The sequence below is a fragment of the Sphaerisporangium fuscum genome (assembly GCF_018531465.1).
Lineage (GTDB): Bacteria > Actinomycetota > Actinomycetes > Streptosporangiales > Streptosporangiaceae > Sphaerisporangium > Sphaerisporangium fuscum.
In genome coordinates, this window is the sequence record NZ_JAHDTF010000004.1 from 168,973 (window position 1) to 194,113 (window position 25,141).

27 protein-coding genes are annotated in these 25,141 nt (G+C 71.0%); 14 read left to right on the plus strand and 13 right to left on the minus strand.

Annotated features, from left to right (window positions below):
* Positions 1-24: 24 nt before the first annotated feature.
* Positions 25-840, minus strand: coding sequence for an alpha/beta fold hydrolase (locus KIK05_RS05775; protein WP_214409499.1), 816 nt, complete (start codon positions 838-840; stop codon positions 25-27).
* 195 nt (positions 841-1,035) lie between these two features.
* On the opposite strand from KIK05_RS05775, the gene KIK05_RS05780 reads away from it, so the two are divergent.
* Together KIK05_RS05780 and KIK05_RS05785 are read left to right on the plus strand one after the other, a co-directional pair.
* Positions 1,036-1,623 carry an RNA polymerase sigma factor gene (locus KIK05_RS05780; RefSeq protein ID WP_214409500.1) on the plus strand — a complete coding sequence of 196 codons (588 nt, stop codon included), beginning with the start codon at positions 1,036-1,038 and terminating at the stop codon, positions 1,621-1,623.
* Entirely contained in the window at positions 1,620-2,384 is a 765-nt protein-coding gene (locus tag KIK05_RS05785; RefSeq protein WP_214409501.1) for a methylated-DNA--[protein]-cysteine S-methyltransferase, read from the plus strand. Before KIK05_RS05780 ends, KIK05_RS05785 begins: the two co-directional genes overlap by 4 nt.
* Here the strand turns inward: KIK05_RS05785 and KIK05_RS05790 are convergent.
* The gene (locus KIK05_RS05790) at positions 2,336-3,769 is read right to left on the minus strand and encodes an MFS transporter (RefSeq protein WP_214409502.1); all 1,434 of its coding nucleotides are present in this window, start codon (positions 3,767-3,769) and stop codon (positions 2,336-2,338) included. The two genes, KIK05_RS05785 and KIK05_RS05790, sit on opposite strands and share 49 nt — an antisense overlap.
* Before the next feature lie 129 nt (positions 3,770-3,898).
* Here KIK05_RS05790 and nfi point away from each other — a divergent pair, with 129 nt between their 5' ends.
* Positions 3,899-4,567: a deoxyribonuclease V gene (gene nfi, locus KIK05_RS05795; RefSeq protein WP_214409503.1), complete on the plus strand. Its 669-nt coding sequence runs from the start codon at positions 3,899-3,901 to the stop codon at positions 4,565-4,567.
* Positions 4,568-4,741: 174 nt separating this feature from the next.
* On the opposite strand, the gene KIK05_RS05800 is transcribed toward nfi, so the two are convergent.
* Positions 4,742-6,232, minus strand: a complete 1,491-nt coding sequence (locus tag KIK05_RS05800; protein WP_214409504.1) for an MFS transporter — start codon at positions 6,230-6,232, stop codon at positions 4,742-4,744.
* Between the two features lie 81 nt (positions 6,233-6,313).
* On the opposite strand from KIK05_RS05800, the gene KIK05_RS05805 reads away from it, so the two are divergent.
* Positions 6,314-6,715, plus strand: a complete 402-nt coding sequence (locus KIK05_RS05805; RefSeq protein ID WP_250562304.1) for a winged helix-turn-helix transcriptional regulator — start codon at positions 6,314-6,316, stop codon at positions 6,713-6,715.
* 102 nt (positions 6,716-6,817) lie between these two features.
* Here KIK05_RS05805 and KIK05_RS05810 read toward each other — a convergent pair whose 3' ends face one another.
* Entirely contained in the window at positions 6,818-7,246 is a 429-nt protein-coding gene (locus KIK05_RS05810; RefSeq protein WP_214409505.1) for a nuclear transport factor 2 family protein, read from the minus strand.
* Positions 7,247-7,376: 130 nt separating this feature from the next.
* Positions 7,377-8,765 (minus strand): helix-turn-helix domain-containing protein, encoded by a 1,389-nt coding sequence (locus KIK05_RS05815; RefSeq protein ID WP_214409506.1) that lies wholly within the window; start codon positions 8,763-8,765, stop codon positions 7,377-7,379.
* Between the two features lie 191 nt (positions 8,766-8,956).
* Between KIK05_RS05815 and KIK05_RS05820 the strand changes: the two genes are divergently transcribed.
* The gene (locus KIK05_RS05820) at positions 8,957-9,394 is read left to right on the plus strand and encodes an ATP-binding protein (RefSeq protein WP_214409507.1); all 438 of its coding nucleotides are present in this window, start codon (positions 8,957-8,959) and stop codon (positions 9,392-9,394) included.
* A 72-nt stretch (positions 9,395-9,466) separates the two neighbouring features.
* Here KIK05_RS05820 and KIK05_RS47960 read toward each other — a convergent pair whose 3' ends face one another.
* Positions 9,467-9,598, minus strand: coding sequence for a hypothetical protein (locus tag KIK05_RS47960; protein WP_284681215.1), 132 nt, complete (start codon positions 9,596-9,598; stop codon positions 9,467-9,469).
* Positions 9,595-9,999 (minus strand): YrhB domain-containing protein, encoded by a 405-nt coding sequence (locus KIK05_RS49380; RefSeq protein WP_372455571.1) that lies wholly within the window; start codon positions 9,997-9,999, stop codon positions 9,595-9,597. The genes KIK05_RS47960 and KIK05_RS49380 overlap by 4 nt, the downstream gene beginning before the upstream one ends.
* 265 nt (positions 10,000-10,264) lie before the next feature.
* Between KIK05_RS49380 and KIK05_RS05830 the strand changes: the two genes are divergently transcribed.
* Both KIK05_RS05830 and KIK05_RS05835 read left to right on the plus strand, forming a co-directional pair.
* The gene (locus tag KIK05_RS05830) at positions 10,265-10,960 is read left to right on the plus strand and encodes an RNA polymerase sigma factor (RefSeq protein WP_214409509.1); all 696 of its coding nucleotides are present in this window, start codon (positions 10,265-10,267) and stop codon (positions 10,958-10,960) included.
* 2 nt (positions 10,961-10,962) lie between these two features.
* The gene (locus KIK05_RS05835; RefSeq protein WP_214409510.1) at positions 10,963-11,934 is read left to right on the plus strand and encodes a CU044_5270 family protein; all 972 of its coding nucleotides are present in this window, start codon (positions 10,963-10,965) and stop codon (positions 11,932-11,934) included.
* A 63-nt stretch (positions 11,935-11,997) separates the two neighbouring features.
* Here KIK05_RS05835 and KIK05_RS05840 read toward each other — a convergent pair whose 3' ends face one another.
* From KIK05_RS05840 to KIK05_RS05855, 4 genes are all read right to left on the minus strand, one after another.
* Positions 11,998-13,773, minus strand: coding sequence for a putative PEP-binding protein (locus KIK05_RS05840; RefSeq protein WP_250562365.1), 1,776 nt, complete (start codon positions 13,771-13,773; stop codon positions 11,998-12,000).
* A gap of 2 nt (positions 13,774-13,775) precedes the next feature.
* Complete coding sequence (dhaL, locus tag KIK05_RS05845; RefSeq protein ID WP_214409512.1) at positions 13,776-14,402, minus strand: dihydroxyacetone kinase subunit DhaL; 627 nt, start codon at positions 14,400-14,402, stop codon at positions 13,776-13,778.
* Positions 14,403-14,530: 128 nt separating this feature from the next.
* Positions 14,531-15,523: a dihydroxyacetone kinase subunit DhaK gene (gene dhaK, locus KIK05_RS05850; protein WP_214409513.1), complete on the minus strand. Its 993-nt coding sequence runs from the start codon at positions 15,521-15,523 to the stop codon at positions 14,531-14,533.
* A gap of 378 nt (positions 15,524-15,901) precedes the next feature.
* Positions 15,902-16,867 carry a helix-turn-helix transcriptional regulator gene (locus tag KIK05_RS05855; RefSeq protein ID WP_214409514.1) on the minus strand — a complete coding sequence of 322 codons (966 nt, stop codon included), beginning with the start codon at positions 16,865-16,867 and terminating at the stop codon, positions 15,902-15,904.
* Between the two features lie 52 nt (positions 16,868-16,919).
* Between KIK05_RS05855 and KIK05_RS05860 the strand changes: the two genes are divergently transcribed.
* Entirely contained in the window at positions 16,920-18,065 is a 1,146-nt protein-coding gene (locus KIK05_RS05860; RefSeq protein WP_214409515.1) for an epoxide hydrolase family protein, read from the plus strand.
* A gap of 84 nt (positions 18,066-18,149) precedes the next feature.
* On the opposite strand, the gene KIK05_RS05865 is transcribed toward KIK05_RS05860, so the two are convergent.
* A complete protein-coding gene (locus KIK05_RS05865) occupies positions 18,150-18,926 on the minus strand; it encodes an IclR family transcriptional regulator (protein WP_214409516.1) in 777 nt (258 codons plus the stop codon).
* A 56-nt stretch (positions 18,927-18,982) separates the two neighbouring features.
* On the opposite strand from KIK05_RS05865, the gene dhaM reads away from it, so the two are divergent.
* Positions 18,983-19,375 (plus strand): dihydroxyacetone kinase phosphoryl donor subunit DhaM, encoded by a 393-nt coding sequence (gene dhaM, locus KIK05_RS05870; RefSeq protein WP_214409517.1) that lies wholly within the window; start codon positions 18,983-18,985, stop codon positions 19,373-19,375.
* Positions 19,359-19,679 carry an HPr family phosphocarrier protein gene (locus tag KIK05_RS05875; RefSeq protein ID WP_214409518.1) on the plus strand — a complete coding sequence of 107 codons (321 nt, stop codon included), beginning with the start codon at positions 19,359-19,361 and terminating at the stop codon, positions 19,677-19,679. The genes dhaM and KIK05_RS05875 overlap by 17 nt, the downstream gene beginning before the upstream one ends.
* 269 nt (positions 19,680-19,948) lie before the next feature.
* Here the strand turns inward: KIK05_RS05875 and KIK05_RS05880 are convergent, their stop codons facing one another.
* The gene (locus KIK05_RS05880; RefSeq protein ID WP_214409519.1) at positions 19,949-20,899 is read right to left on the minus strand and encodes a slipin family protein; all 951 of its coding nucleotides are present in this window, start codon (positions 20,897-20,899) and stop codon (positions 19,949-19,951) included.
* Positions 20,900-21,025: 126 nt separating this feature from the next.
* Between KIK05_RS05880 and KIK05_RS05885 the strand changes: the two genes are divergently transcribed.
* From KIK05_RS05885 to KIK05_RS05900, 4 genes are read left to right on the plus strand one after another with little or no spacing between them, the layout of a single operon-like run.
* On the plus strand, positions 21,026-21,391 hold the full coding sequence (locus tag KIK05_RS05885) for a hypothetical protein (RefSeq protein WP_214409520.1): 366 nt from the start codon (positions 21,026-21,028) through the stop codon (positions 21,389-21,391).
* Between the two features lie 28 nt (positions 21,392-21,419).
* On the plus strand, positions 21,420-22,646 hold the full coding sequence (locus KIK05_RS05890; RefSeq protein WP_214409521.1) for a DUF6395 domain-containing protein: 1,227 nt from the start codon (positions 21,420-21,422) through the stop codon (positions 22,644-22,646).
* The gene (locus KIK05_RS05895) at positions 22,643-23,485 is read left to right on the plus strand and encodes a M55 family metallopeptidase (protein ID WP_214409522.1); all 843 of its coding nucleotides are present in this window, start codon (positions 22,643-22,645) and stop codon (positions 23,483-23,485) included. The genes KIK05_RS05890 and KIK05_RS05895 overlap by 4 nt, the downstream gene beginning before the upstream one ends.
* A 3-nt stretch (positions 23,486-23,488) precedes the next feature.
* The gene (locus tag KIK05_RS05900) at positions 23,489-25,141 is read left to right on the plus strand and encodes a flavin monoamine oxidase family protein (RefSeq protein ID WP_214409523.1); all 1,653 of its coding nucleotides are present in this window, start codon (positions 23,489-23,491) and stop codon (positions 25,139-25,141) included.

Here is a 25,141-nt window from a genome sequence, read left to right on the forward strand (position 1 = left end):
GCCCGGGCCGCCTCCGAGGCGGCCTCAGCTCTTGATGAACTCCAGCAGGTCGGTGTTCAGCTCGTCCTGGTGGCTGACGAAGATGCCGTGTCCGGCGGTGGGGTACTCCTTGTACACCGTGCCCGGGATGAGCTCGGCGGTACGGCGCCCGGTCACGTCCACCGGTGCGGAGAAGTCCGCGGCGCCGTGGACGACCAGGGTGGGGATGGTGATACCGCGCAGTTCCGCGCGGTGGTCGGCGTGGAATATGGCCTGCTGGAAGTGCAGCACCGCCCACGGCGAGGTGGCCTCGCACTCGCGGATCATCCAGTCGATGAGAGCGGGGGACACCGCCGGACCCAGGTGCGTGGCGAAGAACACCTGTGCCTGGTCGGAGAGCCACTTGGGCCGGTCGGAGCGGATGCGCGCGATCATGGTGTCGAACAGGGCCTCGGGCACGCCGCTGGGGTTGTCGTCGGTCAGCTTCAGGAACGGGAGCATCGCCGAGATGAACACCGCCCGGTCGACACGCTCCTCACCGTGGCGGGCCAGGTAGCGGGCCACCTCCGCGCCGCCCATGGAGTGGCCGACGAGGATGGCGTCCCGCAGGTCCAGGTGCTCGATCAGCGCGGCCAGGTCATCGGTGGTGGTGTCCATGTCGTATCCGCCGGAGGGGCGGTCCGAACGCCCGTGGCCACGACGGTCCAGCGCGATGCACCGGTAACCCCGCTCGACGAAGAAAGGGATCTGGTACTCCCACATGTCGGTGCTGAGCATGCAGCTGGACACGAAGACGATGGGCCGGCCCTGACCGTAGTCCTCGTAGGCGAGGCGGGTTCCATCGGCGGTCTCGAAGAACATCGGTCGCTCTCCTCAGGGGGATCTCACGTGGTCTGACGTGAAAGAGCCTGTCAGGGTGCAGGGGGTGGCGTCGATTACGCGACAGGTAAGGCGCAGAGTTACCCGGCCCGCCGGAGAGATCCGACAGACTGCCGGAAAAGTGCCACCGGGGTGCAACCGGAGGCGTCCCGGCGGGGTTGGCAGGGCGTGAGGGGCATGAACATTCGCGACGAGGGGCTGCCGGCGGCCGCCGATCCGGTGGTGAAGGCACTGGCCGACGACCTCGACAGCGGCTTCGCCGAGTTGTTCGGCGCCTACCGGGGACAGGTGTTCTCGGCGGCGCTACGGCTGTCGGGGCGGTGGCAGGACGCCGAGGATCTCACGGCCGAGGCGTTCCTCCGCGCGTTCCGGGCGTTGTGCGCCTACGATCACGATCGCATCACCGCGCTACGGCCGCGTCCGTGGCTGATGACGATCCTGATGAATCTGTGGCGCAACAAGCTGCGTGACGACGCGCGGCAGCCTCGGCCCGCTCTCACCGACCGGCCCCCGGAGGCATCGGACCCCGGCGAAGGCGTCGAGGAGGTGACCGCGCGCCGCGAGACGGGCTGCGAGCTGGCCCGGATGCTCGGCCTGCTGCCGGAGGAGCAGCGTGCGGCCGTCGTGCTGCGTCATGTCGTCGACCTGCCCGTCGCCGAGATCGCCTCGGTGCTCGCCCTGCCGGAGGGAACCGTCAAGTCCCACATCTTCCGTGGGCTGCGGCGACTGCGCGCGCTCACCGATCTGCAGGGAGGTGCCCGATGAGGGATTTCGAAGAGGACGACCCGCTGCTCGCCGGGCTCGCGGCGCTTGCCACCGACGCCCCGCCCGGCCTGCTGGACCGGGTCGCCGCCCGCCGGGTGGAGGTGAGCGGCCCCATCGGCCGGCTGTCGGTCGCCTTCACCGAGGAGGGCATCGCCTACGTCCGCCCGGCGGAGGAGGAAGGCTTCGCCGCCGGGTTCCGGGAGCGTTTCGGCCGCCCGCTGCTGTACGCCGACCGCCCTCCGGCGGGGCTGCTGCCAGCTCTGCGGTCCGGACGGGCGGCCGGGCTGCGCTTCGACCTGGGCGGAACCGGCGAGTTCCAGCGGGAGGTGCTGCTGGCCACGCTGGCGATCCCGAAGGGGCAGGTCAGGCCGTACGGCTGGCTCGCCCGGCTGGTCGGCCGGCCGACGGCCGCGCACGAGGTCGCCGCCGCGCTCGCCGACAACCCCGTGCCGGTGCTCCTGCCATGCCACCGGGTCGTCCGCTCCGACGGAGAAGCCGGGGACCACGTCCTCGGGGCCACGGTCAAGCTGGCGCTGCTCTCGGCCGAGGGCGTCCACCTCGGCTGGGTCAGAGACCTGGCCCGTGACGGGGTGTACTTCCTGGGCAGCGACACCACGGGGATCGTCTGCTTCCCGACCTGCCACAACGCGCGGCGGATCACCACGGCGCACCAGCGGGGGTTCCGCAGCCTCGGCGAGGCGCGGGCGGCCGGCTACCGGCCGTGCAGGGTGTGCCGGCCAGGACTGGTGACGTCGGCGTGAAGGAGGGCCGCGCCGGGAGAGCCGGTGGCCGGCGCGGCCCTCCGCCCCGCCGCGTACGTCATGACGGCGGCGACCAGGGAAGTGACGCCGAAGGCGCTCATGACGACGGCGAAGGCGCTGGCGGGCCGATCGGCGAGGCCGAGATACAGCGTGCCGAACACCGCCACACCCACGACGCCCGACAACTGTGAGGTGGTGTTGACCAGCCCGCTGACGTCGGGCGCGTACGCGGCCGGCAGGCCGGAGGTGAGCCGTCCGAGTTGCGCGGCGAAACCGGTGCCGAGCCCGAAGCCGCCGGCCCCGAGCAGGGCGACGAGCGGCGCCCCGCTCGCGTGCGAGATGCCGATGCCCAGATAGGCCGCCGCCAGGATGACGTAGGCGGCGGTCGCGGCGTGGCGGGCGACGGGCGCCGGGAGGCGCGGCAGCAGCGGTCCGGCGATGCCGAACGCCGCCACCCACGACACCAGGGCCAGCCCCGAGTACAGCGGGCTCCTGCCGAGTCCCTGCTGCAGGTAGAGCGCCAGGACGAACAGCATCGCGAAGTAGGTGCCGGTCGCCGCGGCGAGCGCGCCGAGTGTCCAGGAGACCATGGGCCGGGCGACCACGTGCAGGTTGAGCAGCGGGTAGCCGCCCCGCGACGCGACCCGCCGCTGCCACAGCACGAACGTCGCCATCATGGGCACGCTCGCCGCCAGGGACACCCACGTCCAGACGGGCCAGCCCGCCTCGCGGCCGGCGACCAGCGGGACGATCGCGAGCAGTACGGCGGCCGACAGCGCGACGACGCCGCCGAGGTCGAGCCTCCTGCCTCGGGACGGCTGATCCGCGGGCAGGCAGCGGAGCCCGATCACCAGCAGCGCGACGCCGACCGGCACGTTGATCAGGAAGATCGGCCGCCAGGTCAGGCCGAGGAGGTTCGCCGAGACCAGGACACCGCCGAAGACCTGTCCCGCCACGGCGCCACCGGACATGGTCAGCACGAGCAGTCCCTGCGCGCGGGCCCGCGCCGCGCCCGAGAAGTGGAGCTGAATGCCCGACAGCACCTGCGGCACCATGACCGCTCCCGCCGCGCCCTGGACCACCCGTGCGATGATCAGCGCCGTGGCGGCGGGGGCCACCCCGCAGGCGAGCGAGGCGAGGGTGAACCCGGCGAGGCCCAGCAGGAACATCCGCTTGTAGCCCCGGGTGTCGCCCAGCCGCGCACCGGTGATCAGCAGCATCGCGTAGGCGAGGGTGTAGCCGGAGATCACGAATTGCAGCTCACCGCCAGAGGTCCGCAGACCGTCCCGGATCGCCGGTCCCGCGACGTTGACGATCGCCACGTCGATGTTCACCATGAACTGCCCGGTCAGCAGCGCCGCCAGCATCCATCTCTTACGATCCATGACCTTCCTTCGCGCGAAAGGGCTCAAGCCGCGTACACATACGGGCTGTGAACCCCAGCCGCGTCCGTCCGGTTGCGCGCCGTCGATCCGCGACCCGGCCCACCGGCGGGGCGTTGTTATCCTCCGGAGGTGCGCGTCCGCAGACTCCATGACTGGCCCGCCGCGATCCCGGAGGCGGAGGCGATCCAGGAGCGGCTCCGCCCCCTCGTCGTGCTCGACGATCCCGGCCCGGAGAACGTGGAGCTGGTCGCGGGGCTGGACGTGGCGTACTCAGCGGGGGACGACCAGGTGACGGCGGCGGTGGTCGTCCTGGACGCCCGGACGCTGGAGGTCGCCGAGCAGGTCGTCGTCTCCCGGCCGGTGCGGTTCCCGTACGTGCCGGGGCTGTTCGCCTTCCGTGAGCTGCCCGCGCTGGTCGAGGCGCTGGAGAAGCTCACGGTCACTCCGGACCTGCTGGTCTGCGACGGGTACGGGCTGGCGCACCCGCGCCGGTTCGGCCTGGCCTGTCACCTGGGCGTGCTGACCGATCTGCCCACCCTCGGGGTGGGGAAGACGGCCTTCGTCGGCACGTACGAGGTACCGGGGACCGAGCGCGGCTCCTGGTCGCCGATCGTCGACGGCGGCGAGGTCGTCGGCAGGAGCCTGCGCACGCAGACCGGGGTCAAGCCGGTCTTCGTCTCGCAGGGGCACCGCGTCGGCCTGGACGAGGCCTGCCGCCACGTCCTCGGACTGACCCCGAAGTTCCGCCTCCCGGAACCCATTCGCCGCGCCGACCGTCTATCCCGCGGACAGTCGTAGTACTACGACCTCAGTTCGGCCGCAGGGGGCGGATCGGGCTGATTCATCGCATATAGGGCACGCCTGATGAGGACGTCGAGTTCGTTGGCGTCCGGCATGCCCAGGTCGTAGAGCAGACGGTAGTGCAGCGGGCCGTAGAGCAGGTATAGCGCGACGTCCAGGTCGGCGTCGGGGTCACGCCGAGGTGGTGTCCTTCTCCGCCGGCTGCGGGCTGATCGGACGTGGTGCCGGTCCGTCGGCGGATTCTCGCGGGGTGCGGACCACGGCGGCGGCCACCACGATGGCGGCCAGTACGAAACACGCGCCGACCCGGAAGGCGAGTTGGTAGCCGCCCGTCAACGCGGTGGCCTGGGTGGCGCCATGGGCGAACAGGTTGTCGGTGTGCGAGGCGGCCAGCGTGCTCAGGATCGCCAATCCGAGGGAACTGCCCACCTGCTGCATCGTGTTGAACATGCCCGAGGCGAGACCTGAGTCGCGTGGTGCCGCGCCTGACATGGCCAATCCGGCTAGGGACGGCATGGCCAAACCGAACCCGACGCCGAGCGGGAACGTCGCGGGCAGGACATCTGTGGCATAGGTGCCGTCGGCTGAGATCTGGCCGAGCACGCCCAAGCCAAGCGCGATCAGCGTGAGGGCGACGAGCAGGACGGTGCGAGCACCGAATCGGGCGATCAGTCGAGGCGCTACCAACAGTGACATCAGGCCGATCAGCAGCGAGACGGGAACTACACCCGCACCGGTCCGCACCTCGTCCAAGCCGAGAACCTTCTGCATGTAGAGCACGGCGAGGAACTGGAAGCTGAACATGCCGGAGATCATGAGGGTGTGCGTGGCCAGCGCTCCGGGGACGTTGCGGACTCTGAACATCCGGGGTGGGAGAAGGGGATCGGCCGCCTTGGCCTGCCGGACGACGAAAGCGGCCAGCAGCACCAAGGCGCCAAGGCCGAAGCCCAGGGTGTGGGCGGAATCCCAGCCGCGGTCGGTGATCCCCACGATGGTGTAGACGGCGACCAGAAGCGCCGCGGTGACGAGCGCGGCGCCGAGTGCGTCCATGCCGGCACCGAGGCCGGTCCCGCGCTCCGCGCGGAGGACGCGGACGGCCGCCACCATGGCCATCACGCCAATGGGCGCGTTGACGAAGAAGATCCAGTGCCAGCTGATGGTCTGCGTCAGCACACCGCCCAAAAGCAGGCCAAGGGTGCCACCAGCCGACTGAACGAAGCTGTAGACGCCGAGCGCCCCGGCCCGAGCGCGCGGCTCGGCGAACATGGTCACGACCATGGCGAGGGTGACCGACGACGTCGCCGCACCGCCTACCCCCTGCAGAAAGCGGGCGACCAGCAGCATCATCGGATCCCGTGCCAGGCCGCACAGCAGGGACGCCACCGTGAAGACGCCCAGGCCTGTGACGAACATCTGCTTTCGACCGAGAAGATCTCCCATCCGGCCACAGAGCAGAAGCAACCCGCCGAACGGGATCAGGTAGGCGTTGACGACCCAGCCGAGCCCCGACTGCGAGAAGTCCAGGCTCCGCTGGATGGACGGCAGCGCCACGTTCACGATCGTCCCGTCCAAGATCACCATCAGCTGGCCGGCGCAGATGGTCGCCAGGGCCATCCGCCGGGACGCGCGGCCGACGGGCGGCGAAACCGCCTGAGCGGACATGGATATCCCCTCTCTCAAGTGCAGTTTTGTTACAGGGGACATCTTCTGTAACCATGGCCTGATCTGGAAGGAGGCACTTTTTTGTCACGCAGTTACAGCCGTGTGACGGACCAGCAGGAGAACCCCGCCTGTTCGGTGAGCGAGGTCCTCGACCGTGTCGCGGGTAAGTGGGCGATCGGCATCCTGATCGCCGCCGCGAAGGGCCCGGTGCGCTTCAGCGAACTGGAGCGCGGCATCACGGGCATCAGCCGCCGGATGCTGACTTTGAACCTGCGCAAGCTCGAACGCGAGGGCCTGCTTGTGCGGACCGTCTATCCGACGGTTCCCCCCAAGGTCGAGTACACCTGCACAGAGATGGCGCTCGAGCTGTGCGAAACGCTCTTCGCGCTGGTCGACTGGGCCAAGCGGCGCAGTGCCGACATAGCTCGGGCCCACGCCACCTACGACGCCGCGCACACCGACCAGGAGCCCGCGCCATCGTGACCCCGGCGAACGTCGCCCGGCCGGACACCGTGGACGGCGGTTCGTTGAATAGTGCCTCCTTTTGAATGGCTCCAGAGCGCCGGGAGCAGGGCGGGCCGTCGGTCAGCCGGCAGGGTGTGACGACGTGGCCGGAGGTGGGGTGAGCACCTCGGTGATCAACTGGGTGTCGGTGTACTCGGTGATCTCGGCGATCCTGCCGTCGCGCATCACGAAGATCCAGCAGTAACGGTTCGGGTAGTCGTGCCCGGAGCTCGTGACGCTGTGATTGCGGGCTTCGACGACGACCACGTCACCGTCGGCGACGAAGCGCTCGGCGCTGACGACGTTACGGCCGCCGAGCTGCTCCCCGAGCGGGCGGAGCAGGTCGTCCAGCACCGCGCGCTTCCCCTCATAGGTACGCGACCACGCGGTCCGCCCGATGATCGTCCAGCGGACGTCGTCGGCCAGCGCGTCGACGAACGGCCGTCCGTTCCCCTTCGCGGTCTCGGCGAAGACCCCCTGCAGAAACGCCTTGTTGTCGACCTCGGACACCTGGCACATCCTCCGTTAGCCGGACTGGGAAGGCGGCCACGCGATCGCGCGGTGCGCGTGCGGGCATCCGAAGATCGCGTGGTGGCCATCGGCGAAAGGGTAGTCCTCGGTCTGGAGTGGGCGCAGGGCCCTAGGCCACGAGCAGCCGGTCGTACTTCTGGGCGAACTCCGACGACTCTCCGGCGGCCTCACGTAGGGGCGCCAGCTCCTGCAGCGTCCGCCTGGAACCGCCCACATGGGGGAGCAACTCCAGCCCTTCGGCGAGGGCATCGGTCCTGGCTCCGCTCGCGAGCAGCGCACCGGCGAGGCAGGCTCGTCCGTACAGGCGGTTGCGGTCGCTCTCCCACCTGGCGACCGATCGCTGGTAGAGGTCTACTGCGGCGGTGGGTCTGCCCACCGCCATCGCGGTACGTCCCTCGAAGCTCAGCAGCTCCGCCTCGCTCACGAAGTCCACCCACGGAGGGTCGTCCTCGCGTGGACCACGCTCGAACGCCCGCCAGGCGGCCGCCATCGAGCTTCGGGAGGCGCTCTCATCCCCGAGGCTGGCATGGGCCGAGGTCTCTCGAAGAGCCAGCAGGGTGTACACCCGTGGCGTCGCCCAGTGCCGTGCCGCTTCCTTCGCCACCGCCACGAAGCGCAGGGCTTCCCGGGCGCGGCCCTGCTGATGCCGGCCAAGTCGCGCCGCCTGCATCGCGAGAAGAGACCCCACCTGGACCTGCAGCTCATGTGCCCCTGCCTGGTCGGCGTAGTCGCGGGCTTCCCCGTACAGATGCCGGGCCAGGCGCTGGTCACCGGAATCGTAGGCGAACCACCCGGTGTCAGCGCTCAGCCCTCCCGCGATGGTGAGGAGCTGGCGTCCGATGGTCTCGTTGTAGTCCGCTTCGTCGATCATGCGGCGAACTCTGCTGAGGAGGTGCAGTGCGGGGGCGAGGAGCATACCGCCACCTGTGCGTTGATCCTCTACTCGCAGACGGTCAACGGTCGCCTTCAAGTGTTTGACATGGGCTGGGTCGATCCGATGGGGGATGTGGGGCGAGCCCCAGCCCATGCCCGCCGCCAAGCTGCCCGCCAGGACTCCGGTGAAGTGCCGGCGATCCATCTCCATATCACCATTTATGCCCTTGGCATCGGTGATCGCCAGTGGGGTGCCGAGGAGCAGGGGCATGAGGGCGTGGCGGGGCATGTCGATCGCGTCGGCGAAGCGGAGCAGTTCGCGGACGTCGTACAGGGTGTCGCGTTCGCCGCTTTCGATCCGGTTCACCGTGCTCTGCGACCAGCCGACCAGGCTGGCCAGTTCCAACTGGCTGAGTCCGATGGCGGCCCGGACGATCGCCACGAAGGCGGGTAGATCGCCTGCGGCCAGCGCCTCGCGCATCGGCATGCTGTCCCACAGCCAGGACGGCGCGGCGGGACGCTCGCCCCGGCTCGCCCGCAGGCACGGCGCGCAGACCGGATCACGGTTGTAGCGGCTCAGCCGCGTCCGGCGGCAGACCGGGCACAACCGCTCACACCCACCCATGAACGTCACCCCTTCGCGCACGCGGCCAGGCGCGCCACCGTACGACCGGCCGGACCCGCCCCGCGATGCCAATCTGTCATAACTCGACGTGATCGGTCGATGACGTTTCGATGTTCGACTTAAGGCCTTCGTCCCGGACCCTGGCAGCCGGCCGCCGACGACGGCGGGCGCGGCGAGGAGAAGGGAAATCCATGCCTTCCGGTCAGCGTGTAACTCATGCCTTCACGGTGCTGTCCACCGTCGACCAGGTGCCCGTAGCCAGACACGAGACGAGGAAGGTCCTCGCCGCCTGGGGGATCGGCGGCGACCTGGCGTACACCGCGAGCCTGATCGTGACCGAGCTGGTGGCCAACGTCGCCGAGCACGCCGCCGCCGAGTCACCCACCGCGACCGTCATGCTGGCCGCCGACGCCCACTGGCTGACCGTCGCCGTCCACGACACCCACCCCCGCCTGCCCCGGGCCCTGGCCACTCCTTACGGCGACGGCGGGCGGGGACTCCGCATGGTCATGCTCCTGACCGAAGAAGCAGGCGGCCGCCACACCGTCGAGCCGACGCCGGGCGGCGGCAAGCACATCGTCGTCCACCTGCCTGTCACCGCTGCCGAATCGGCACTGAATCAGACATGACATTCGCTGGGACACAGGGGCCGTCATTGGTTCTTTTGGCAGTGATGGCGACAACAGGTCAGGGGGTGGATGTCAGGGCGAACGCTTGAGGGCTTCTTCGGCGAAGTGGCCGATCAGTCCGTGGTGATAGGGGATTTCGGTTTGTGATTCATCGGCGCCGGTGGAGCATTCGTGCAGCAGCCCGAGCGTCAGGTTGTCGTTCACCGGACCGTGCCAGGCGAGGGCGATGGCAGCGGCCCAGCGCACGATGGTCTCGGGTGAGCTGGCTCGTCGTTCTGTAATTGATCTTCCGATGGGATATCCGTCCGGGCGACGGAAATGTCGCCGGCGTCTTTATTGATCAGTATCGACCGGTTTCCTGTCAGTGCGTATCTCATCTCTCTGGTTTCAAGGAAACGTCGGGTGTTGTGGCAGAAAATGTAATGGCGACGTGTCTCTTCTTCGTCTGATATCGTCAAAACCTCTCCGACGTCCGGCTGGATCTCATCATGCAGAAATGATGCCGCCGGTTGTCTCGCTCGAGTTTGATCCATCTCTCGTCTCCTGTGGTGGCCCTCTTCATGCCCCTGAGGTGCCGGCCGCTGACCCGCGTTACTTGGGCGCATCGCATGTTCTCTAGACAAGGCGCTGGGATCGGCCTGCGCCGGTCCCAGCCGGCTGCGCCCATGGTCATGCTCCTGCCCGAAGGGGCAGGTGGCCGTCACGCCGTCGAGCCCACCCCCGGCGGCGGAAAGCACCTCGTCGTTCACCTGCCTGTCGGCTGATCGGGGAGGTGTCCCTCGGCTGTGGGTGAAACACTTTTCCGTCCATCGGTGAAGGAGGGCGACAGTTCACCGACGGGAGGCAGGCGATGACACGAAATATCGGGATATGGCTGCGGTGACGCAGGCGCTGCCCACCGAGGAGGTCAGCGACGCGGCGATCATCGAGCAATCCTGGCGCGACCCGGAACGCTTCGCCGCCGTCTTCGACCGCTACTACTTCCAGATCCATGGGTTCGCGGCGCAGCGGCTGGGCCCGAGCCTGGCCGACGACGTGGCCGCCGAGACGTTCCTGATCGCGTTCGACCGGCGGGAACGCTACGACCTGGCCCGCGAGGACGCCCGGCCCTGGCTGTACGGAATCGTCGCCAACCTGATCGCGCGGCATCACCGCACCGAGGCCCGGCGTTACCGGGCCCTGTCCCGGGCGCCACTCGGAGGGACCGACGAAGGGCACGCCGAGCAGGTCGCGGGCCGGGTGGACGCCGAGGCCCTCAGAGGGCCGCTCATGGCGGCGCTGGCGAAGATCACCGACGCTCACCGGGACGTGCTGCTGCTCGTCGCGTGGGCCGGGCTGAGCTGCGAGGAGGCCGCCGAGGCCCTCGGCGTCCCGCCCGCCACCGCCCGGACCCGGCTGCACCGGGCCCGCAAGAAGATCCGCGCCGCGCTGGACCGCGCCGCGACCACGCCCGGGACCGGGACTGGGACCGGAACTGGGAATGCGACCGCGACCGGGACCGGAGCCACCACCGGGACCGGGACCGCGCACGGGACCGGAGCCACGACCACAGGAAAGGACCGTTGACGATGGACGACATCGAGATGCTGCACGCGGCCCGGCCGCAGACCGAGGCCCCCTCGCGCGCCACCTCCACCGCCGCCCGCGCGGCCCTGATGGAGCACGCCACCTCGCCACGGCCACGCCACCGGCCCGTCCGCCGGTTGCTGCCGTCGCGGTTCCGCCTGGCCGGAGCGGCGGTCCTGGCGGCGGGCGTCACGGCGGTCGCCGTGGTGGTCGCCACGCCCACGGGCCCGCCCACCGCCACCCTGGACCGCGGCCGGCCATCCGCCGCCGGCCTGGGCCACGAACGGCCGTCCGCCTCCACGCCCGGCGGCCCGTCGTTCCAGGTCCGGAAGTCGGGACGGCAGATCCTGCTCGCCGCCGCGACGACCGCGGCGGCCACCCCCGAGGAGTCCGGCACCTACTGGTACGTCCGGACCGCGTACACGAAGACCACACCCGGGGGCGACACGGGGAAGAGCACCGTGGAGACGTGGACCAGGCGTGACGGCGCGTCCTGGGTCCGGCAGAGCTCGAAGGGCAAGGTCATCGACAACAACGGTGACGCCGGGCACTGGTCCGACGGCTTCGACCTGGAGGGCACCAGGCTGAGTTACGAGCAGATCCAGCGACTGCCCACGGACCCGGACGAACTGGCGAAGTGGCTCCTCCAGCACGCCACACAGGCGCTGACCCCGAAGGCCGCCCGCACGACCACGCTGATCGACGTGCTGTCCAGCATGCCCGCCCCGCCGGACGTCCGCGCGGCGGCCTTCCGCGCGCTCGCCGCGCTGCCGGAGGTTCGCAGCCTCGGCGCCGTCGACGGAGGCGAAGCCCTGTCGATCAAGGATTCGGGCGGTGAGATCAAGCTGATCGTGGATCCACAGGCGGCGCGGCTGCGCGGATCGTCCTTCGCCGGTGACGAGGGGAAGGCGTCCGGCACCATCACCGTCGAGGCGGCCGAATGGACGGACGACCTGCCCGAGGCGGCCGGCTAGACGACCCGCTCGGGTTCGAGCGAAGAGAGCCAGGTCGAGAACTACCTGCGGTGACGCGCTCTCTCAGCCGGCCTCACGGACGAGCTTCCACACCTGTTCGGCGGTCTCGCATTCGAGAGAGCGGGCGGCGATCGAGCGGCAGGCTTCCAGGTCGAGGCGGCGGACGCGGTAGCGGATCTCGTCCACGGCCGCGGGGGCGACGGAGAGGATGTCGCAGCCGAGGCCGACCAGGAGCGGCATGACCACCGGGTCGGCCGCCGCGTCCCCGCAGACCGACACCTGCCGGCCGTGCCCGTGGGCGGCGCGGACGACCTCGGAGATCGCGGCCAGGACGCGCGGGTGGGCCGTCATCCTCGGCGTGGCGGCCGGGTCACGGCGGTCCAGGCCGAGGACCTGGCTGGTCAGGTCGTTGCTGCCGATCGACAGGAACGCGGCCTCGGCGGCCAGCGCGTCGACGGCGGCCACGGCCTCGGGCAGCTCGATCATGACGCCCAGGGGCGGCGCGGCGACGCCGAGCGAGGACGCGGCGGAGAGCAGCAGCTCGCGGCAGCTCCGCAGCTCGTCCAGGCCGGCCACCATCGGGATCATCACCCGCAGGTCGGCGTCGGCGGGGGCGACGGTGAGAACGGCGCGGAACTGGTCGGCGAACGCCTCGGGCTCGGCGAGCATGAGCGGCAGCCCGCGCCCCAGCCGCCGTCCCTCGCGCCCGGCCGTCAGGAACGGCGGGAGCTTGTCGTCGGCGAAGTCCAGCGTGCGGACGGTGACGGGCATTCCCGCGAGCTCGGACATGATCGGCGCGAGCGCCTTGGTGTGCTCGGCCTGCGTCGGCCAGTGCGCGGCCTCCAGGAACGGCAGCTCGGTACGCAGCAGCCCCACCCCGTCGGCGTGCGTGGCGGACACGGCGCGACCGTCCTGAGCCGTGGCGACGTTGGCGCGCAACACGATCGGGTGCCCGTCCCGGGTCTCGCAGGCCAGGTACCGCTCGGCGGCGTACGCCGCCCGGCGGTCGCGAGCCTCGGCCATCTCGGTCAGCGCCGCCTCGCGCTCGCGGGCGGGCGGGTGCGAGCGTACGACGCCTCGTGCGCGAGCGTCCACGAGTAGCTCGGTGCCGTCGGGCAGGTCGAGCAGGGCAGGGTCGACACCGGTCAGCAGGGGGATCGACATCGATCGGGCCACGATCGCCGCATGCGAGTTCGGACCGCCCTTCACGGACAGAGCCGCGACGACCGGACAGTCGGACATCAGGAGATCAGCCGCCCCGACCTCCTCGGCGATCAACACGACCACCTGTCCGCCACCACCGGACCGGCCTGCACTGATTCCGTCCGACTGACCACCACCCGCCCCACCAGGGCCGCCGTCCGCGGCAGGGCTGCCGCCGCCGTGGCGCGCCTCATGCGTGTCCGCTTCGCCCGGGTCGGCGAGCCAGGCGAGGGCGCGCCTGCCGACCTGACGGACGTCGGTGGCGCGTTCGGCGAGAGTGGGGTCGTCGAGTGCGGCGAGCATGGCGGCGTACTCGTCCACCGCCTCGCGGATCGCGACGTCGGCGGGCAGGCCCTCGGCGGCGTGCCGGGTCGCGGTGCCGCGCAGGTCGGGGTCGAGTGCGATGTAGCCGTTGACCTCCATGATGTCGGCCTGCTCGGCCCGGCCGTCCTCGCGCAGGGCCACCGCCAGCGCGGCCAGCCGCTCGGCGACGGCGTCGAAGGCCCTGATGACCAGCAGGGCGGGGTCGGTGCCGGCCGCCACGGTGATCGGTGCGTCCGGCCTGGGCCGGTCGGCCCGGTGGGCGAATCCCAGCGCGATGCCCGGCGAGGCGACGCGACCGGCGAACTCGGCCATGCTCACCTGCTCACCGTCTCGGCCAGCGCACCGAAGATGAGGGAGGTGGAGGTGGCTCCCGGGTCCTGGTGGCCCTGGCTACGCGGCCCGAGGTAGGAGGCACGGCCCTTGCGGGCGACCATGGGGACGGTGGCGCGCATCCCCTCCTCGGCGCTGCCCGCCGCCGCGCGCGCTGCTCCCGGCAGGTCGCCGCCGTTGCGCACCGCGTCCTCGAAGGCCTCCAGGGCGGGGGCGTACGCGTCGATCAGCGTCTTGTCGCCCGGCTGCGCCGCGCCCAGCTTCTGCACGGCCTCCAGCCCGGCGCGCAACGCCTCCGCCAGGTCCTGGGGCGTGACGCTCGCCTCGCCGGCGAGCCGCTTGCCCATGGCGCGGAACACGGCACCGTACAGGGGTCCGGACGCCCCGCCGACGGTGGAGATCAGCGTGGTGCCCGTCTTGGTGAGGACCTCGCCGGGCGTGTCGAACGACGAGCTCTCCAAGGCGGTGGCGACGGCGGTGAATCCGCGCTGCAGGTTGGTGCCGTGGTCGGCGTCGCCGATCGCCGCGTCCAGTTGGGTGAGCAGGTCGGTGTGGGCAGAGACGGCCGCCGTGACGGCCCGGACCCAGGCCAAGGTGGTGTCGGTGTCCATATGGAGTACTCCTGTCGTTACCCCGGCCGTCCGGGGACGGGCCAGGGCGGGGGGCTACGGCGAACGGAGGGGCTGGGTGTGGTTACGGGAGACGGGCCGGGGGTCGGTATGGGGGACGAACGTGGGGGTCACCAGTGGAGGGCGGGGGTGTGCACGGGGGCGTCCCAGAGGGTGAGCATCTGGGCGGTGGCGTGGCAGATGGTGAGGGAGGCGCCCGCCATGTCGAGGCTGGTGATGTGGTTGCCGACCAGGTTGCGCGCGATGACGATCCCGCGGTCGGCCAGGCGGGCCGCCACCTCGCCGAACAGGACGTAGAGCTCGATCAGCGGTGTTGCGCCGAGGCCGTTGAGCATGACGATGGTCTGGTCGCCCTCCGACAGCGGCATGTCGGCGAGGATCGCCTCCACCATGGAGGCGGCCAGCTCGCCCGCCGGCTGGAACGGGCCTCGCCTGCGTCCGGGCTCGCCGTGGATGCCGACGCCGATCTCGACCTCGTCGTCCGGCAGGTCGAAGCCGGGACGGCCGGCGGCGGGGGTGGTGCAGGCGGTGAGGGCGATCGCGAAGGAACGGCTGGCGGCGTTCACCTCGCGGCCGATCGCGGCGACCTCCGCCAGCGGGGCGCCCTGCTCGGCGAGCGCGCCGGTGATCTTCTCGACGAAGACGGTGGCGCCGGTCCCGCGCCGTCCGGCGGTCCAGGTCGAGTCCTGCACGGCCACGTCGTCGTCCACCAGCACGGTCTCGACGGCGACCCCGTCGTCGGCGGCCAGTTCGGCGGCGAGCTGGAAGTTCATCACGTCGCCGGTGTAGTTCTTGACGATGAAGACGACGCCGCTGCCGCTGTCGACGGCCTTGACCGCGGCCAGCATCTGGTCGGGTACCGGAGAGGTGAAGATCTCACCGGGGCAGGCGGCGTCGAGCATGCCCGTTCCGACGTATCCGCCGTGCAGCGGTTCGTGACCGCTGCCGCCGCCGCTGATCAGCGCCACTTTGCCGGGCGGGGTCGAGGTGGCCCGGGTGATGACGCGGTTGACGGAGTCCACCCGGAGCGAGGGGTGCGCCGCGGCCACACCCGCCAGCGCGTCGCGGAGGACGGAGCCGGGGTCGTTGATGAACTTCTTCATGGCACTGTCTCCTTCGCGCTGATCTCCTCGGCGGCGGGGAAGAGGTCTTCGTACGGGTGGTGGCGGACACCTGACCGGTGTCGGCCGCCTTACGCGGGGCCTCTGTACGGGCGGCGGCCGGACGGGCCTCCGCCGCGACCGGGCGGGCGTCGCGGACGGACTGGCGGACCACCCCGGCGAGCAAGCGCCTCACCCTCCTCGCATGACATCCGAATCATGTTCAGCAATGATGAACGATGGTCCGGAACCTAAGCTCGCCCGGTGACGATGTCAAGGGTCCGTGACGATCGCGTTATGGGCTGCCCGGGAGTCGGTGTACCCCGTCCTGCGCACGTACGGCCCGGCCACCCCGCAGCAGTTTGGGAAGTGCCGTCCCTGTCAGGGCTTCAAGTGATGCCGGGTCGCATCGACGAGGCGGGTGCCGAGCGCGTGGATGTGCTGGATGAGTTCGGGTGGTTCGTGCACCTCGAACGGGACGCCGAGTTGCGCGATCCACATGGCCAGTTCGTCGAGTGAGTTCGATCCGGCGCTGAGAACGCACGCGCCGCCGTCGGCCGGCTCGACCACCGCCATGGTCGGCGGCATCCGGGCGGCGATGACCTCGGCCGGGGCGTGCACCGTGAACCGGCCGCGGTAGCGGTACGGGTCGACGGAGATCCGCTCGGAGACGTAGCGGACGAGGTCTCCGCTGGGCGGCTCGCGGGGCGTGAAGCGTGGCCCGTTGGGGGCGTGCAGGCGCAGCCGGTCGACGCGGAAGGTGCGCCAGTCGTCCCGGCCGGTGTCCCATGCCACCAGGTACCAGCGGCGGCCCGAGTTCACCAGCCGGTACGGCTCGGCGGTGCGGCGGTCCTCGGTGCCGTTGTGGGAGCGGTAGTCGAACCTCAGGCTTTCCCGGTGGCGCACGGCCGCGGCGATCGCGGTGAGCACGGCCGGGTCCACGGCTTCGGCCGGGCCCGCCAGCGGGACGGTGACCGACCGCAGGTCGCCGACGCGGTTGCGGAGCCGGGGAGGGAGGACCTGCTCGAGCTTGGCCAGGGCGCGGACCGAGGTCTCCTGGATGCCGGCCACGCTGGAGACGGCGGCGGTGCCGAGCCCGATGGCGACCGCGACCGCCTCGTCGTCATCGAGCAGCAGCGGCGGAACACCGCTGCCGGCGCCGAGCCGGTAGCCGGGTGTGCCCGCGGTGGCGTGCACGACGTAGCCGAGTTCGCGCAGCCGGTCGATGTCGCGGCGGATCGTGCGGGGCGAGACGTCGAGCCGTTCGGCCAGCTCGGTGCCCGGCCAGTCCCTGGGGGTCTGCAGCAGAGACAGCAGCCGCAGAAGCCGCGCCGACGTTTCCAACATGACGCGCATCCTAGGACCGGACCTGTCCTAACCGGAATCTACCGTCATCGACATGAACGACGACACGCGAATTCACCGGTTCCAAGTCGATGTCCCGCAGGCGCAGCTGGACGACCTGCACGGCCGGCTGGCGGCGACCCGCTGGCCGGACGAGCTGCCCGGGGTGGGCTGGTCCTACGGGGTCCCCGTCGGCTATGCGAAGAAACTGGCCGAATATTGGCGCGCCAGGTTCGACTGGCGGGCCGCCGAGGCGCGACTGAACGCCTTCCCGCAGTACACGACCCGGATCGACGGGCAGAACATCCACTTCCTGCACGTCCGCTCGCCCGAACCCGACGCGCTGCCGTTGATCATCACGCATGGCTGGCCGGGTTCGGTCGCCGAGTTCTTGAAGGTCATCGGCCCGCTCACCGACCCGGCGGCGCACGGCGGTGACCGGTCCGACGCCTTCCACGTCATCGCGCCGTCGATCCCCGGGTTCGGTTTCTCCGGTCCCACCACCGAGACCGGCTGGGACCTGCAGCGGGTCGCGCGGGCGTGGGCGGTGCTGATGGACCGCCTGGGCTACGGGCGATACGGCGCGCAGGGCGGCGACAGCGGCGCGGTCATCTCACCGATGCTCGGTCGCGCAGCGCCCCAGAACGTCGTCGGGGTGCACGTCAACGGCGCGCTCGGGTTCCCGACCGGTGACCCGCGCGAGTTCGAGGGGCTCACCCAGGCGGAACTCGCCCGCCTGGGCCAGTACCAGGACCAGGACCGGGCCGGCTACGCGATCATGCAGGCGACCCGGCCGCAGACCCTCGCGTTCGGGCTGCACGACTCGCCCGCGGCGCAACTGGCCTGGATCGTGGAGAAGTTCAAGGAGTGGACCGACCCGGCCCGCGAACTGCCCGAGGACGCGGTGGACCTGGACCAGATGCTCACCGACGTCAGCATCTACTGGTTCACCCAGACCGCCGCCTCGGCCGCCCGCCTCTACAAGGAAGGGCAGAAGAGCTGGGGGACGGTGGCCGAGTACTCCGCGCTGCCACACGGCGTCGCCGTCTTCCCCGGTGACCCCGGTGTCCGGCGGATCGCCGAACGCGAACACAACATCGTGCACTGGTCGGAGTTCGACCGCGGCGGCCACTTCGCCGCGATGGAGGCCCCCGACCTGCTCGTCGAGGACGTCAGAGCCTTCTTCCGCCCCCTCCGGTGATCTCCTGACCCCGTGGCGACACGGACCTACCCGCTGAGCCGGCCACCCGCGCCGCTTCCCCGTACGGGCCGGGCTGATCCCGGGTCAGCGGGTGGTGCGGCGGGCCTGGCCGCGGGGGGCGCCGAGGTCGCGGGAGAGGTTGCGGGCGGTCTCCCTGACCGCCACGGCCAACTCCTCCCACCGGTCGGCGGCCAGCACCCGCTCGACCGGGCCGACGATGCCGATGGCGCCGCTGACCTCGCCCGATCTGTCGAACACCGGGGCGGCGATCCCGGCGTCCCCGATGGCGGACTCCTGGTCCTCGATGGCGTAACCGGTGCCGCGTACCGACTCCAGCTGTTCGGCGAGCAGGGCGGGGCTGGTCACGCTCCTCCCCGTGAGGACGGCCGGCTCCTCCGCCAGCAGCTTGCGCTCGACGGCCTCGGCCCCGAAGGCGACCATCGCCTTGCCGAGGGCGCAGGTGTTCCAGGGGATGCTGGCGCCCACCTCCAGGATCTGGACCGCTCCCTCGGGCCGGAAGGCGTGGTGGACGACCAGGACGTGGTCGCCGGTCAGGACGCCCACCCAGACCGCCTCGTTGGCCTGCGTCGCCAGGAAGTCGGCCCAGGTCATCGAGCGGGTGCGCAGCTCGTGGCCGTCGAGGTAGGCGTTGCCCAGGTGCAGCAGGCCGGGGCCGAGGGCGTACTTGCTCGACTCGTGGTCCTGCACGACCAGGCCCTCGGCCTCCAGGGTGCGCAGCATCGCGTGCACGGTCGGCTTGGCGACGCCGAGCCGTTCGGACAGCTCGGTGACGCCGAGCCTCGACCCACTGGAGGCGAGGTGGCGCAGGATCTGCACGGCACGCTGCACTGACTGGATCATTTTTGCCATTCGTTCGGTATTGATGAACCGTGTTCAGAAATATAGAGTCACCGTTCATGAACGAGCCCATTGGCATCGTACTCGTGTCTCACAGCCCCAGGCTGGCCGCGGGGCTGGCCGAGATCCTGGAAGAGATCACCTCCGGCGCGGTGCCCGTGGTCGCCGTGGGCGGCGCCGACGGCGGGGGGATCGGGACGAGCTACACCCTGATCCACAAGGCGATCACCGAGGCCGATCGGGGGCGCGGCGTCGCGGTCCTGCCCGACCTGGGCAGCTCGGTGCTGACCACCCGCACGGTCCTGGACGACCATCCCGAGCTCACCGCGGTCGTGATCGACGCCCCCTTCGTCGAGGGCGCGGTCGCCGCCGCGGCCACGGCGGCGGCGGGTGGCGAGATGACGGACATCGTCACCGCCGCCGAGGAGGCACGTCATGTCCGCAAGTTCTGATCCGTCGCCGTCGGGCAGCGAGCAGACCTCGGAGACCGCGCAGGGTTCGCAGGTGTCCGAGGTCTCGGTGGTTCTGCCGGCCGACCTGCACGCCCGGCCGGCGGGACGGCTGGCCCAGCTGGCCGCGGGGCTGCGGGCGTCCGTAGTGCTGGAGTACGACGGCAGGTCCGTCGACCCTGCCCGTCTCCTCATGGTCATGGGACTGGGCGCGCGGGCCGGTTCGGCCGTGACCGTACGCGCCGAAGGCCCCGAGGCCGGCCACGCGACCGAAGTCCTCGCACGCTTTCTCAGCGAGATCGACTGACAGCCCCCTCATGGGCGCCCACCGGGTGCCCCGCCGTACGGCGGCGCCGAGTTCGCCGCACGGCTTCTCGCCGCGCCGGCGCCGAAGAGGGGCCACAGCGGGCGGGGGGCGTTGCTCCGGTGCCCGTTGGCGCGGGGTTCGCCGCATCCTTCCTGCCCACCTTGGCGTAGAAGGAGGGGGCGTCGGGGGGCGTTGCTCCGGTGCCCGTTGGCGCGGGGTTCGCCGCACCCTTCCTCGCCACCTTGGGGTAGGAGGGGCGGGGGCGTGGGTCAGGGGTGTTCGGGGGTGGAGCGGGGGCGGACGGACTGGGTTGGTTCGTCGTCGAGCGTGAGCGGCGGTAGCTCGGGGTGGGCGGCATCGCTCAGGCTGCGCTGGTTCGTGGCCGCTCCTTCGGCCAGGCTCTGCTGGGGGGCCGCTGCCGCGTGGGAGGCTCTCGTGTCCTGCTCCTGAGCGGGGGACTTGTCCGCGCCGGTCTGGGAGAGGCGGTCGAAGAAGCGGAGCATCTCCACCGGCAGCGGCATGACGAGGGTGGAGTTCTTCTCCGCCGCGACCTCGACCACGGTCTGCAGCAGGCGCAGCTGCATCGCGGCAGGTGTCTCGGCCATGATGCTGGAGGCGTCGGCCAGCTTCTGGGCGGCCTGCAGCTCGCCGTCGGCGACGATGACGCGGGCGCGGCGTTCCCGCTCGGCCTCGGCCTGCCGCGACATCGAGCGCTTCATCGAATCGGGCAGCTGGACGTCCTTGATCTCCACGCGGTCGATGTGGATGCCCCAGCCCACCGCCGGGCTGTCGATCATCACGGCGAGCCCCTGGTGCAGCTCTTCGCGGTTGGACAGCAGGTCGTCGAGCTCGCTCTTGCCGATGATCGAGCGGAGCGAGGTCTGTGCCACCTGCTCGATGGCGAACAGATAGTTCTGCACCTCGATCGCGGCGCGCATCGGGTCCTGGACCCGGAAGTAGACCACCGCGTCGACCTGCACCGAGACGTTGTCGCGCGTGATGCCCTCCTGGGTGGGGATGGGCATGGTGACGATCTGGACGTTGATCTTCTTCATCTGGTCGACGAGCGGGATCAGGAGCCGCAGCCCCGGCTGCCGGACGCGCCGCTGGGCCCGTCCGAACCGGAAGACGATGCCGCGTTCGACCTGGTTGACCACCCTGATGCCGGTGAGCAGCACGATGAGAACGAGAAATCCGGCTGCGCCTAACAGGAATTCCATGACGGTGTCCCTTCCGGTTCGAGGTTAGATCCGGGCGGCCGGGTTCGCAGGGGAAGAGCGTCGACGTGATCAGGCTGTCATGGAGTGATTCGGGAAGATCATGATTTGCCGCTAGGGTGACGAATCATGGCGCGGTTTGTCATGCGTGTCCTGATGCCTCCGCGGGTCCGGCGCGCCGTACTGGCCCGGTTGGACGCCCGCTTCGTCACCCGGGCCGATCATCGGCAGGATGTGAAGGACGCCCTCTGGGAGGTCCAGGCGCTCAAGCGGGAGATCACCACGCTGCGGCGCGAGGTGGAGCAGCTCCGGCGGGAGGTCAGGCGCGCGGCTCCGGCGTCCCCTGACAAGGCCCTGGCCGCCAAGGTGGACGAGGCCCACCGGCTGGCCACCGAGACCGCCTCGTCCGTCGATCACCTGCTGCAGTCGGAGGTCCTGCTCTGGCAGGCCGTCGACGCCCTGCGCGAAGGCGACGGCGCCGGGACCACGTCATGAAGGCGACTCCAGGGGAGCGTGCGGACTCATGAAGGTCGGCTGGACCGGTGACGGTGGTCTCTGGCGGTTACGGTTGCGGCTGGATCCCGCTGAGGGGGTCGGCGGGACCGTCACCGACGGGCAGGTGGTCGAGCTTTCCACCGACACCTGCCACGTACGGCTGCCGCGCGCCGTCTCCCCCCATCCCGACCTGCTGGCCCTGGCGGCCTGGACGGTCGTCGCGCCGTGGACGGCCGGGAGGATCGTCTTCGACCGGCCCATTTCCGCCGAGCTCGCCGCCGCCTTCCACAGCGGCTGGGGCATCGACGCCGGCCCGGTCGGCGAGGCCGCCCGTACCGGTGGCGCTCGGTTGGCGGTCTCCTACAGCGGTGGGGCGGACTCGGTGGCGGTGGCGGCGATCTTGCCGGACGCGCCGCTGGTCCACTTCCGCCGGGTCGGCCACCCCCGCGTCCCGAACCGCTGGACGCACTACCGGTCCGACGTGCTCGCCGAGCTGGCCGAGCAGACCGGCAGGGACGTCACGATCGTCGACTCCGACCTGGAGTTCCTGCTGCGCCACCCCCGTCCCGGCTACCCCGAGCACCACGCGGTGACGATCGGCGCCGCGCTGCTGGCCGACGACATGGACCTCGGCGGCATCGCCCTGGGGTACGAGATCGGCTCGCGGTGGCTGGGCGGTGGCAGGTACGTCCATCGGTACACGCCGGACAACCCGATGTGGTCCGGCCACGGCCCCTGGGGCCGCCTGTTCGCCGCGGCCGGACTGCCGCTCGTCCTGCCGGTGGGCGGGATCAGCGAGGCGATGACCATGCGGCTGGCACTCGGTTCCCCCCTTCGTGAGCAGGTACGCTGGTGCCTGCGCGGGGACGCCGACGGCCCGTGCGACCGATGCGGCAAGTGCCTGTACAAGGAGCTCATCCAGGCCGCCCTAGAGCGCCGGCCGATGCGCACCACGATCACCCCCGACCGTCCGGTGGCCCGCAAGTGGCAGCAGCCCCCGCCGTACGGTGGCCAGGAGATGATCGAGTACGGTTGCGCCCACGTTCCCGGCATCGAGGACACCCCCTTCGCCAGAGCCGCCGAGTATCTCAAGGCGACGAAGGAGTCCACGCGATGGTTGGAGCGGTGCTACCCTCCGGCCGTCGAGGAGATCCCCGGACCATGGCGGAAGAGGATCGAAACGATCATGGCCGACGAGTTCGGCTTCATGGACGCCGACGACATCGAGCGGGTGGAGAGCTGGGGACGGCGATGAAGGTTTACGTGTCGGTCGACATGGAGGGCGTGACCGGGCTCACCGACCCCGAGGAGATGCACGCCGGCGGCCGCGGTTACGAGCGGGGCTGTGAGCTGATGACCGCCGACGCCAACGCGGTGATCGCGGGCGTCTTCGAGGCGGGGGCCACGGCGGTGATCGTCAACGACGCCCACGGCTCCACCAAGAACCTCCGCGTCGACCTGCTCGACGCGCGCGCCTCGCTGATCCGGGGCCCCGGCAAGCCGATGCGCATGGCGCAGGGCCTGACCGGCGACTTCCAGGCCGCCTGCTTCGCCGGCTACCACGCGCGGGCGGGCGTCCAGCACGGCGTGCTCAACCACACCTGGATGGGCAAGGAGATCCAGAACGTCTACCTGAACGGCGAGGTCTGCGGCGAGACACGGCTGGTGGCCGGGTGCGCCGGGTTCCTGGGCGTGCCGGTGGCGCTGGTGACGGGCGACGAGGCGGTCTGCGAGGAGGCCCGCTCGCTCCTCGGCGACGTCGAGACCGTCGCGGTGAAGAAGGGCGTCGACCGGTTCTCGGCCGAGCTGCTGCCGCCCAGCGTCGCCCAGGCGCTCATCAGGGAGGCCGCAGCCCGCGCGCTGAACCGCCTGAGCGACTTCACGCCCTACAAGGTGACCCCGCCGTTCACACTCGGCGTCGAGTGGAACTCCACGGCCATCGCCTCCGGCTGCTCGCTGATCCCCGGCACCCGTCAGGCCGGCCCCCGGCACACCGAGTTCACCACCGACGACTTCCGCGACATCATGGCCCTGATGGGCATCTACGCCACGATCGCCGGCCAGATCGCCTGCGGCAGCGGCGTGTACGGCTGACGGATGGAGACCGACCCCTTACCGCGCACGCATGACCGGCTGACGCGGCGGTCGCTGCTCGTCGGCATCGGCGCGGCCGGCGGCGCGGGCGCGATGTACGCCGCCATGGGCGTGCTCGGCCTGGCCCCCACCCCGCGCACCGCCCCCGTCCCGGCGGTCGGCGGGGCGGCCGCCCCGACGCCGTACGTCCCGCCGCAGCCGTCCGACTTCTCCCTGCGCGGCGGACGGCCCGCGTCGGTGCTCGTGCTCGGCGCCGGGGTGGCGGGCCTGGCGTGCGCGTACGAGCTGGGCAAGGCCGGGTACGACTGCACGGTGCTGGAGGCCCGCGACAGGGTGGGCGGGCGCAGCCTCACGCTGCGCGGCGGCGACACCGTCACCGAGCTGCCGCCGGCGAACGCGGCCAAGGGCGCGGCCACGAAGGCCGGTGAGACGCAGCAGGTGACCTTCGGCGAGGGGACGTACTTCAACGCCGGCCCCGCCCGCATCGCCCAGTGGATGGTGACGCTCGACTACTGCCGTGAGCTGGGCGTCCCGCTGGAGGTGTTCGTCAACACCAACGCCTCCGCCTACATCCTCACCGAGGGGATGACGGCCCCCGTGCGAGCGCGCACCGCCCGCGCGGACGCCTACGGGTACATCTCGGAGCTTCTGGCCAAGGCGACCGACGCCGGGGCCCTCGACAGCCGCCTGACGCAGGCCGACAAGGAGCGCCTGCTCGACTTCCTGTCGCGCTTCGGGGCGATCGGCGAGAAGTCGCTGGCGTACACCGGCGGCGAGCGGCGGGGGTACCGCGTGAACCCCGGGGTCGGCCCCGGCACCGAGCTCGGCACGCCGCCCTCGCTCACGGAGGTGCTGAGCCGGAACCTGGGCCGGATGCTGACCATGGACGCGGGCTACGAGCAGGCGATGCCCATGTTCCAGCCGGTCGGCGGCATGGACGCCATCGTCCGCGCGCTGGCCGCGAAGGTCGGCGCGCGGCGCATCAGGACCGGCACGCGCGTGACCCGCGTCACCAACCGGCCCGACGGGGTGGAGGTCGAGGTCGAGGGCGGCGCCTCGCTGAAGGCCGACTACTGCGTCGCGGCGCTGCCCCCGCACCTGCTGGCCGGGATCCCCGGCAACCTCGGCGCCGACGTCAAGGCGGCCCTCGCCACGCCCGTCCCGTTGTCGGCGGGCAAGCTCGGCCTGGAGTACGGCGTGCGGTGGTGGGAGATCGAGGACCGCGTGTACGGCGGCGCCACCGAGACGGACCTGGACATCGGCCACATCTGGTACCCCTCCTATGGCTATCACGGCGAGCGCGGCCTGGTCGTCGGCTACTACAACACCGGCCGGGACGCCGAGGTGTACGATCCGCTGCCGCACCGCGAGCGGCTGCGCCGCGGCCTCGCCCAAGGCAGGCGCGTGCACGGCGTCAAGTACGGCCGGAACATCCGCGGCAGTGTCTCGGTGGCCTGGCGCCGCCAGCCGTTCATCGAGGGCTCCTGGGTCCGCTGGCCGTCGATGAGCGGCTTCTCGCTGCTCCAGCGCCCGGCGGGGCGGGTCTACTTCGCCGGTGACTGGCTCACCCACCTGATCGCCTGGCAGGCGGGGGCGTTCGAGTCGGCCCGTAAGGTGGTCACCGAGCTTCATCACCGCGTACTGAAGGAGGGATGA

What these genes read in the sequence shown, in the direction of transcription:
- KIK05_RS05775 (WP_214409499.1), bottom strand. Translation starts at nt 840, where the DNA reads ATGTTCTTCGAGACCGCCGATGGAACCCGCCTCGCCTACGAGGACTAC.
- KIK05_RS05780 (WP_214409500.1), top strand. Translation starts at nt 1,036, where the DNA reads ATGAACATTCGCGACGAGGGGCTGCCGGCGGCCGCCGATCCGGTGGTG.
- KIK05_RS05785 (WP_214409501.1), top strand. Translation starts at nt 1,620, where the DNA reads ATGAGGGATTTCGAAGAGGACGACCCGCTGCTCGCCGGGCTCGCGGCG.
- KIK05_RS05790 (WP_214409502.1), bottom strand. Translation starts at nt 3,769, where the DNA reads ATGGATCGTAAGAGATGGATGCTGGCGGCGCTGCTGACCGGGCAGTTC.
- KIK05_RS05800 (WP_214409504.1), bottom strand. Translation starts at nt 6,232, where the DNA reads ATGTCCGCTCAGGCGGTTTCGCCGCCCGTCGGCCGCGCGTCCCGGCGG.
- KIK05_RS05815 (WP_214409506.1), bottom strand. Translation starts at nt 8,765, where the DNA reads ATGGGTGGGTGTGAGCGGTTGTGCCCGGTCTGCCGCCGGACGCGGCTG.
- KIK05_RS05820 (WP_214409507.1), top strand. Translation starts at nt 8,957, where the DNA reads ATGCCTTCCGGTCAGCGTGTAACTCATGCCTTCACGGTGCTGTCCACC.
- KIK05_RS49380 (WP_372455571.1), bottom strand. Translation starts at nt 9,999, where the DNA reads ATGCGCCCAAGTAACGCGGGTCAGCGGCCGGCACCTCAGGGGCATGAA.
- KIK05_RS05830 (WP_214409509.1), top strand. Translation starts at nt 10,265, where the DNA reads ATGGCTGCGGTGACGCAGGCGCTGCCCACCGAGGAGGTCAGCGACGCG.
- KIK05_RS05835 (WP_214409510.1), top strand. Translation starts at nt 10,963, where the DNA reads ATGGACGACATCGAGATGCTGCACGCGGCCCGGCCGCAGACCGAGGCC.
- KIK05_RS05840 (WP_250562365.1), bottom strand. Translation starts at nt 13,773, where the DNA reads ATGGCCGAGTTCGCCGGTCGCGTCGCCTCGCCGGGCATCGCGCTGGGA.
- dhaL (WP_214409512.1), bottom strand. Translation starts at nt 14,402, where the DNA reads ATGGACACCGACACCACCTTGGCCTGGGTCCGGGCCGTCACGGCGGCC.
- dhaK (WP_214409513.1), bottom strand. Translation starts at nt 15,523, where the DNA reads ATGAAGAAGTTCATCAACGACCCCGGCTCCGTCCTCCGCGACGCGCTG.
- KIK05_RS05855 (WP_214409514.1), bottom strand. Translation starts at nt 16,867, where the DNA reads ATGTTGGAAACGTCGGCGCGGCTTCTGCGGCTGCTGTCTCTGCTGCAG.
- KIK05_RS05860 (WP_214409515.1), top strand. Translation starts at nt 16,920, where the DNA reads ATGAACGACGACACGCGAATTCACCGGTTCCAAGTCGATGTCCCGCAG.
- KIK05_RS05865 (WP_214409516.1), bottom strand. Translation starts at nt 18,926, where the DNA reads ATGATCCAGTCAGTGCAGCGTGCCGTGCAGATCCTGCGCCACCTCGCC.
- dhaM (WP_214409517.1), top strand. Translation starts at nt 18,983, where the DNA reads ATGAACGAGCCCATTGGCATCGTACTCGTGTCTCACAGCCCCAGGCTG.
- KIK05_RS05875 (WP_214409518.1), top strand. Translation starts at nt 19,359, where the DNA reads ATGTCCGCAAGTTCTGATCCGTCGCCGTCGGGCAGCGAGCAGACCTCG.
- KIK05_RS05880 (WP_214409519.1), bottom strand. Translation starts at nt 20,899, where the DNA reads ATGGAATTCCTGTTAGGCGCAGCCGGATTTCTCGTTCTCATCGTGCTG.
- KIK05_RS05885 (WP_214409520.1), top strand. Translation starts at nt 21,026, where the DNA reads ATGGCGCGGTTTGTCATGCGTGTCCTGATGCCTCCGCGGGTCCGGCGC.
- KIK05_RS05890 (WP_214409521.1), top strand. Translation starts at nt 21,420, where the DNA reads ATGAAGGTCGGCTGGACCGGTGACGGTGGTCTCTGGCGGTTACGGTTG.
- KIK05_RS05895 (WP_214409522.1), top strand. Translation starts at nt 22,643, where the DNA reads ATGAAGGTTTACGTGTCGGTCGACATGGAGGGCGTGACCGGGCTCACC.
- KIK05_RS05900 (WP_214409523.1), top strand. Translation starts at nt 23,489, where the DNA reads ATGGAGACCGACCCCTTACCGCGCACGCATGACCGGCTGACGCGGCGG.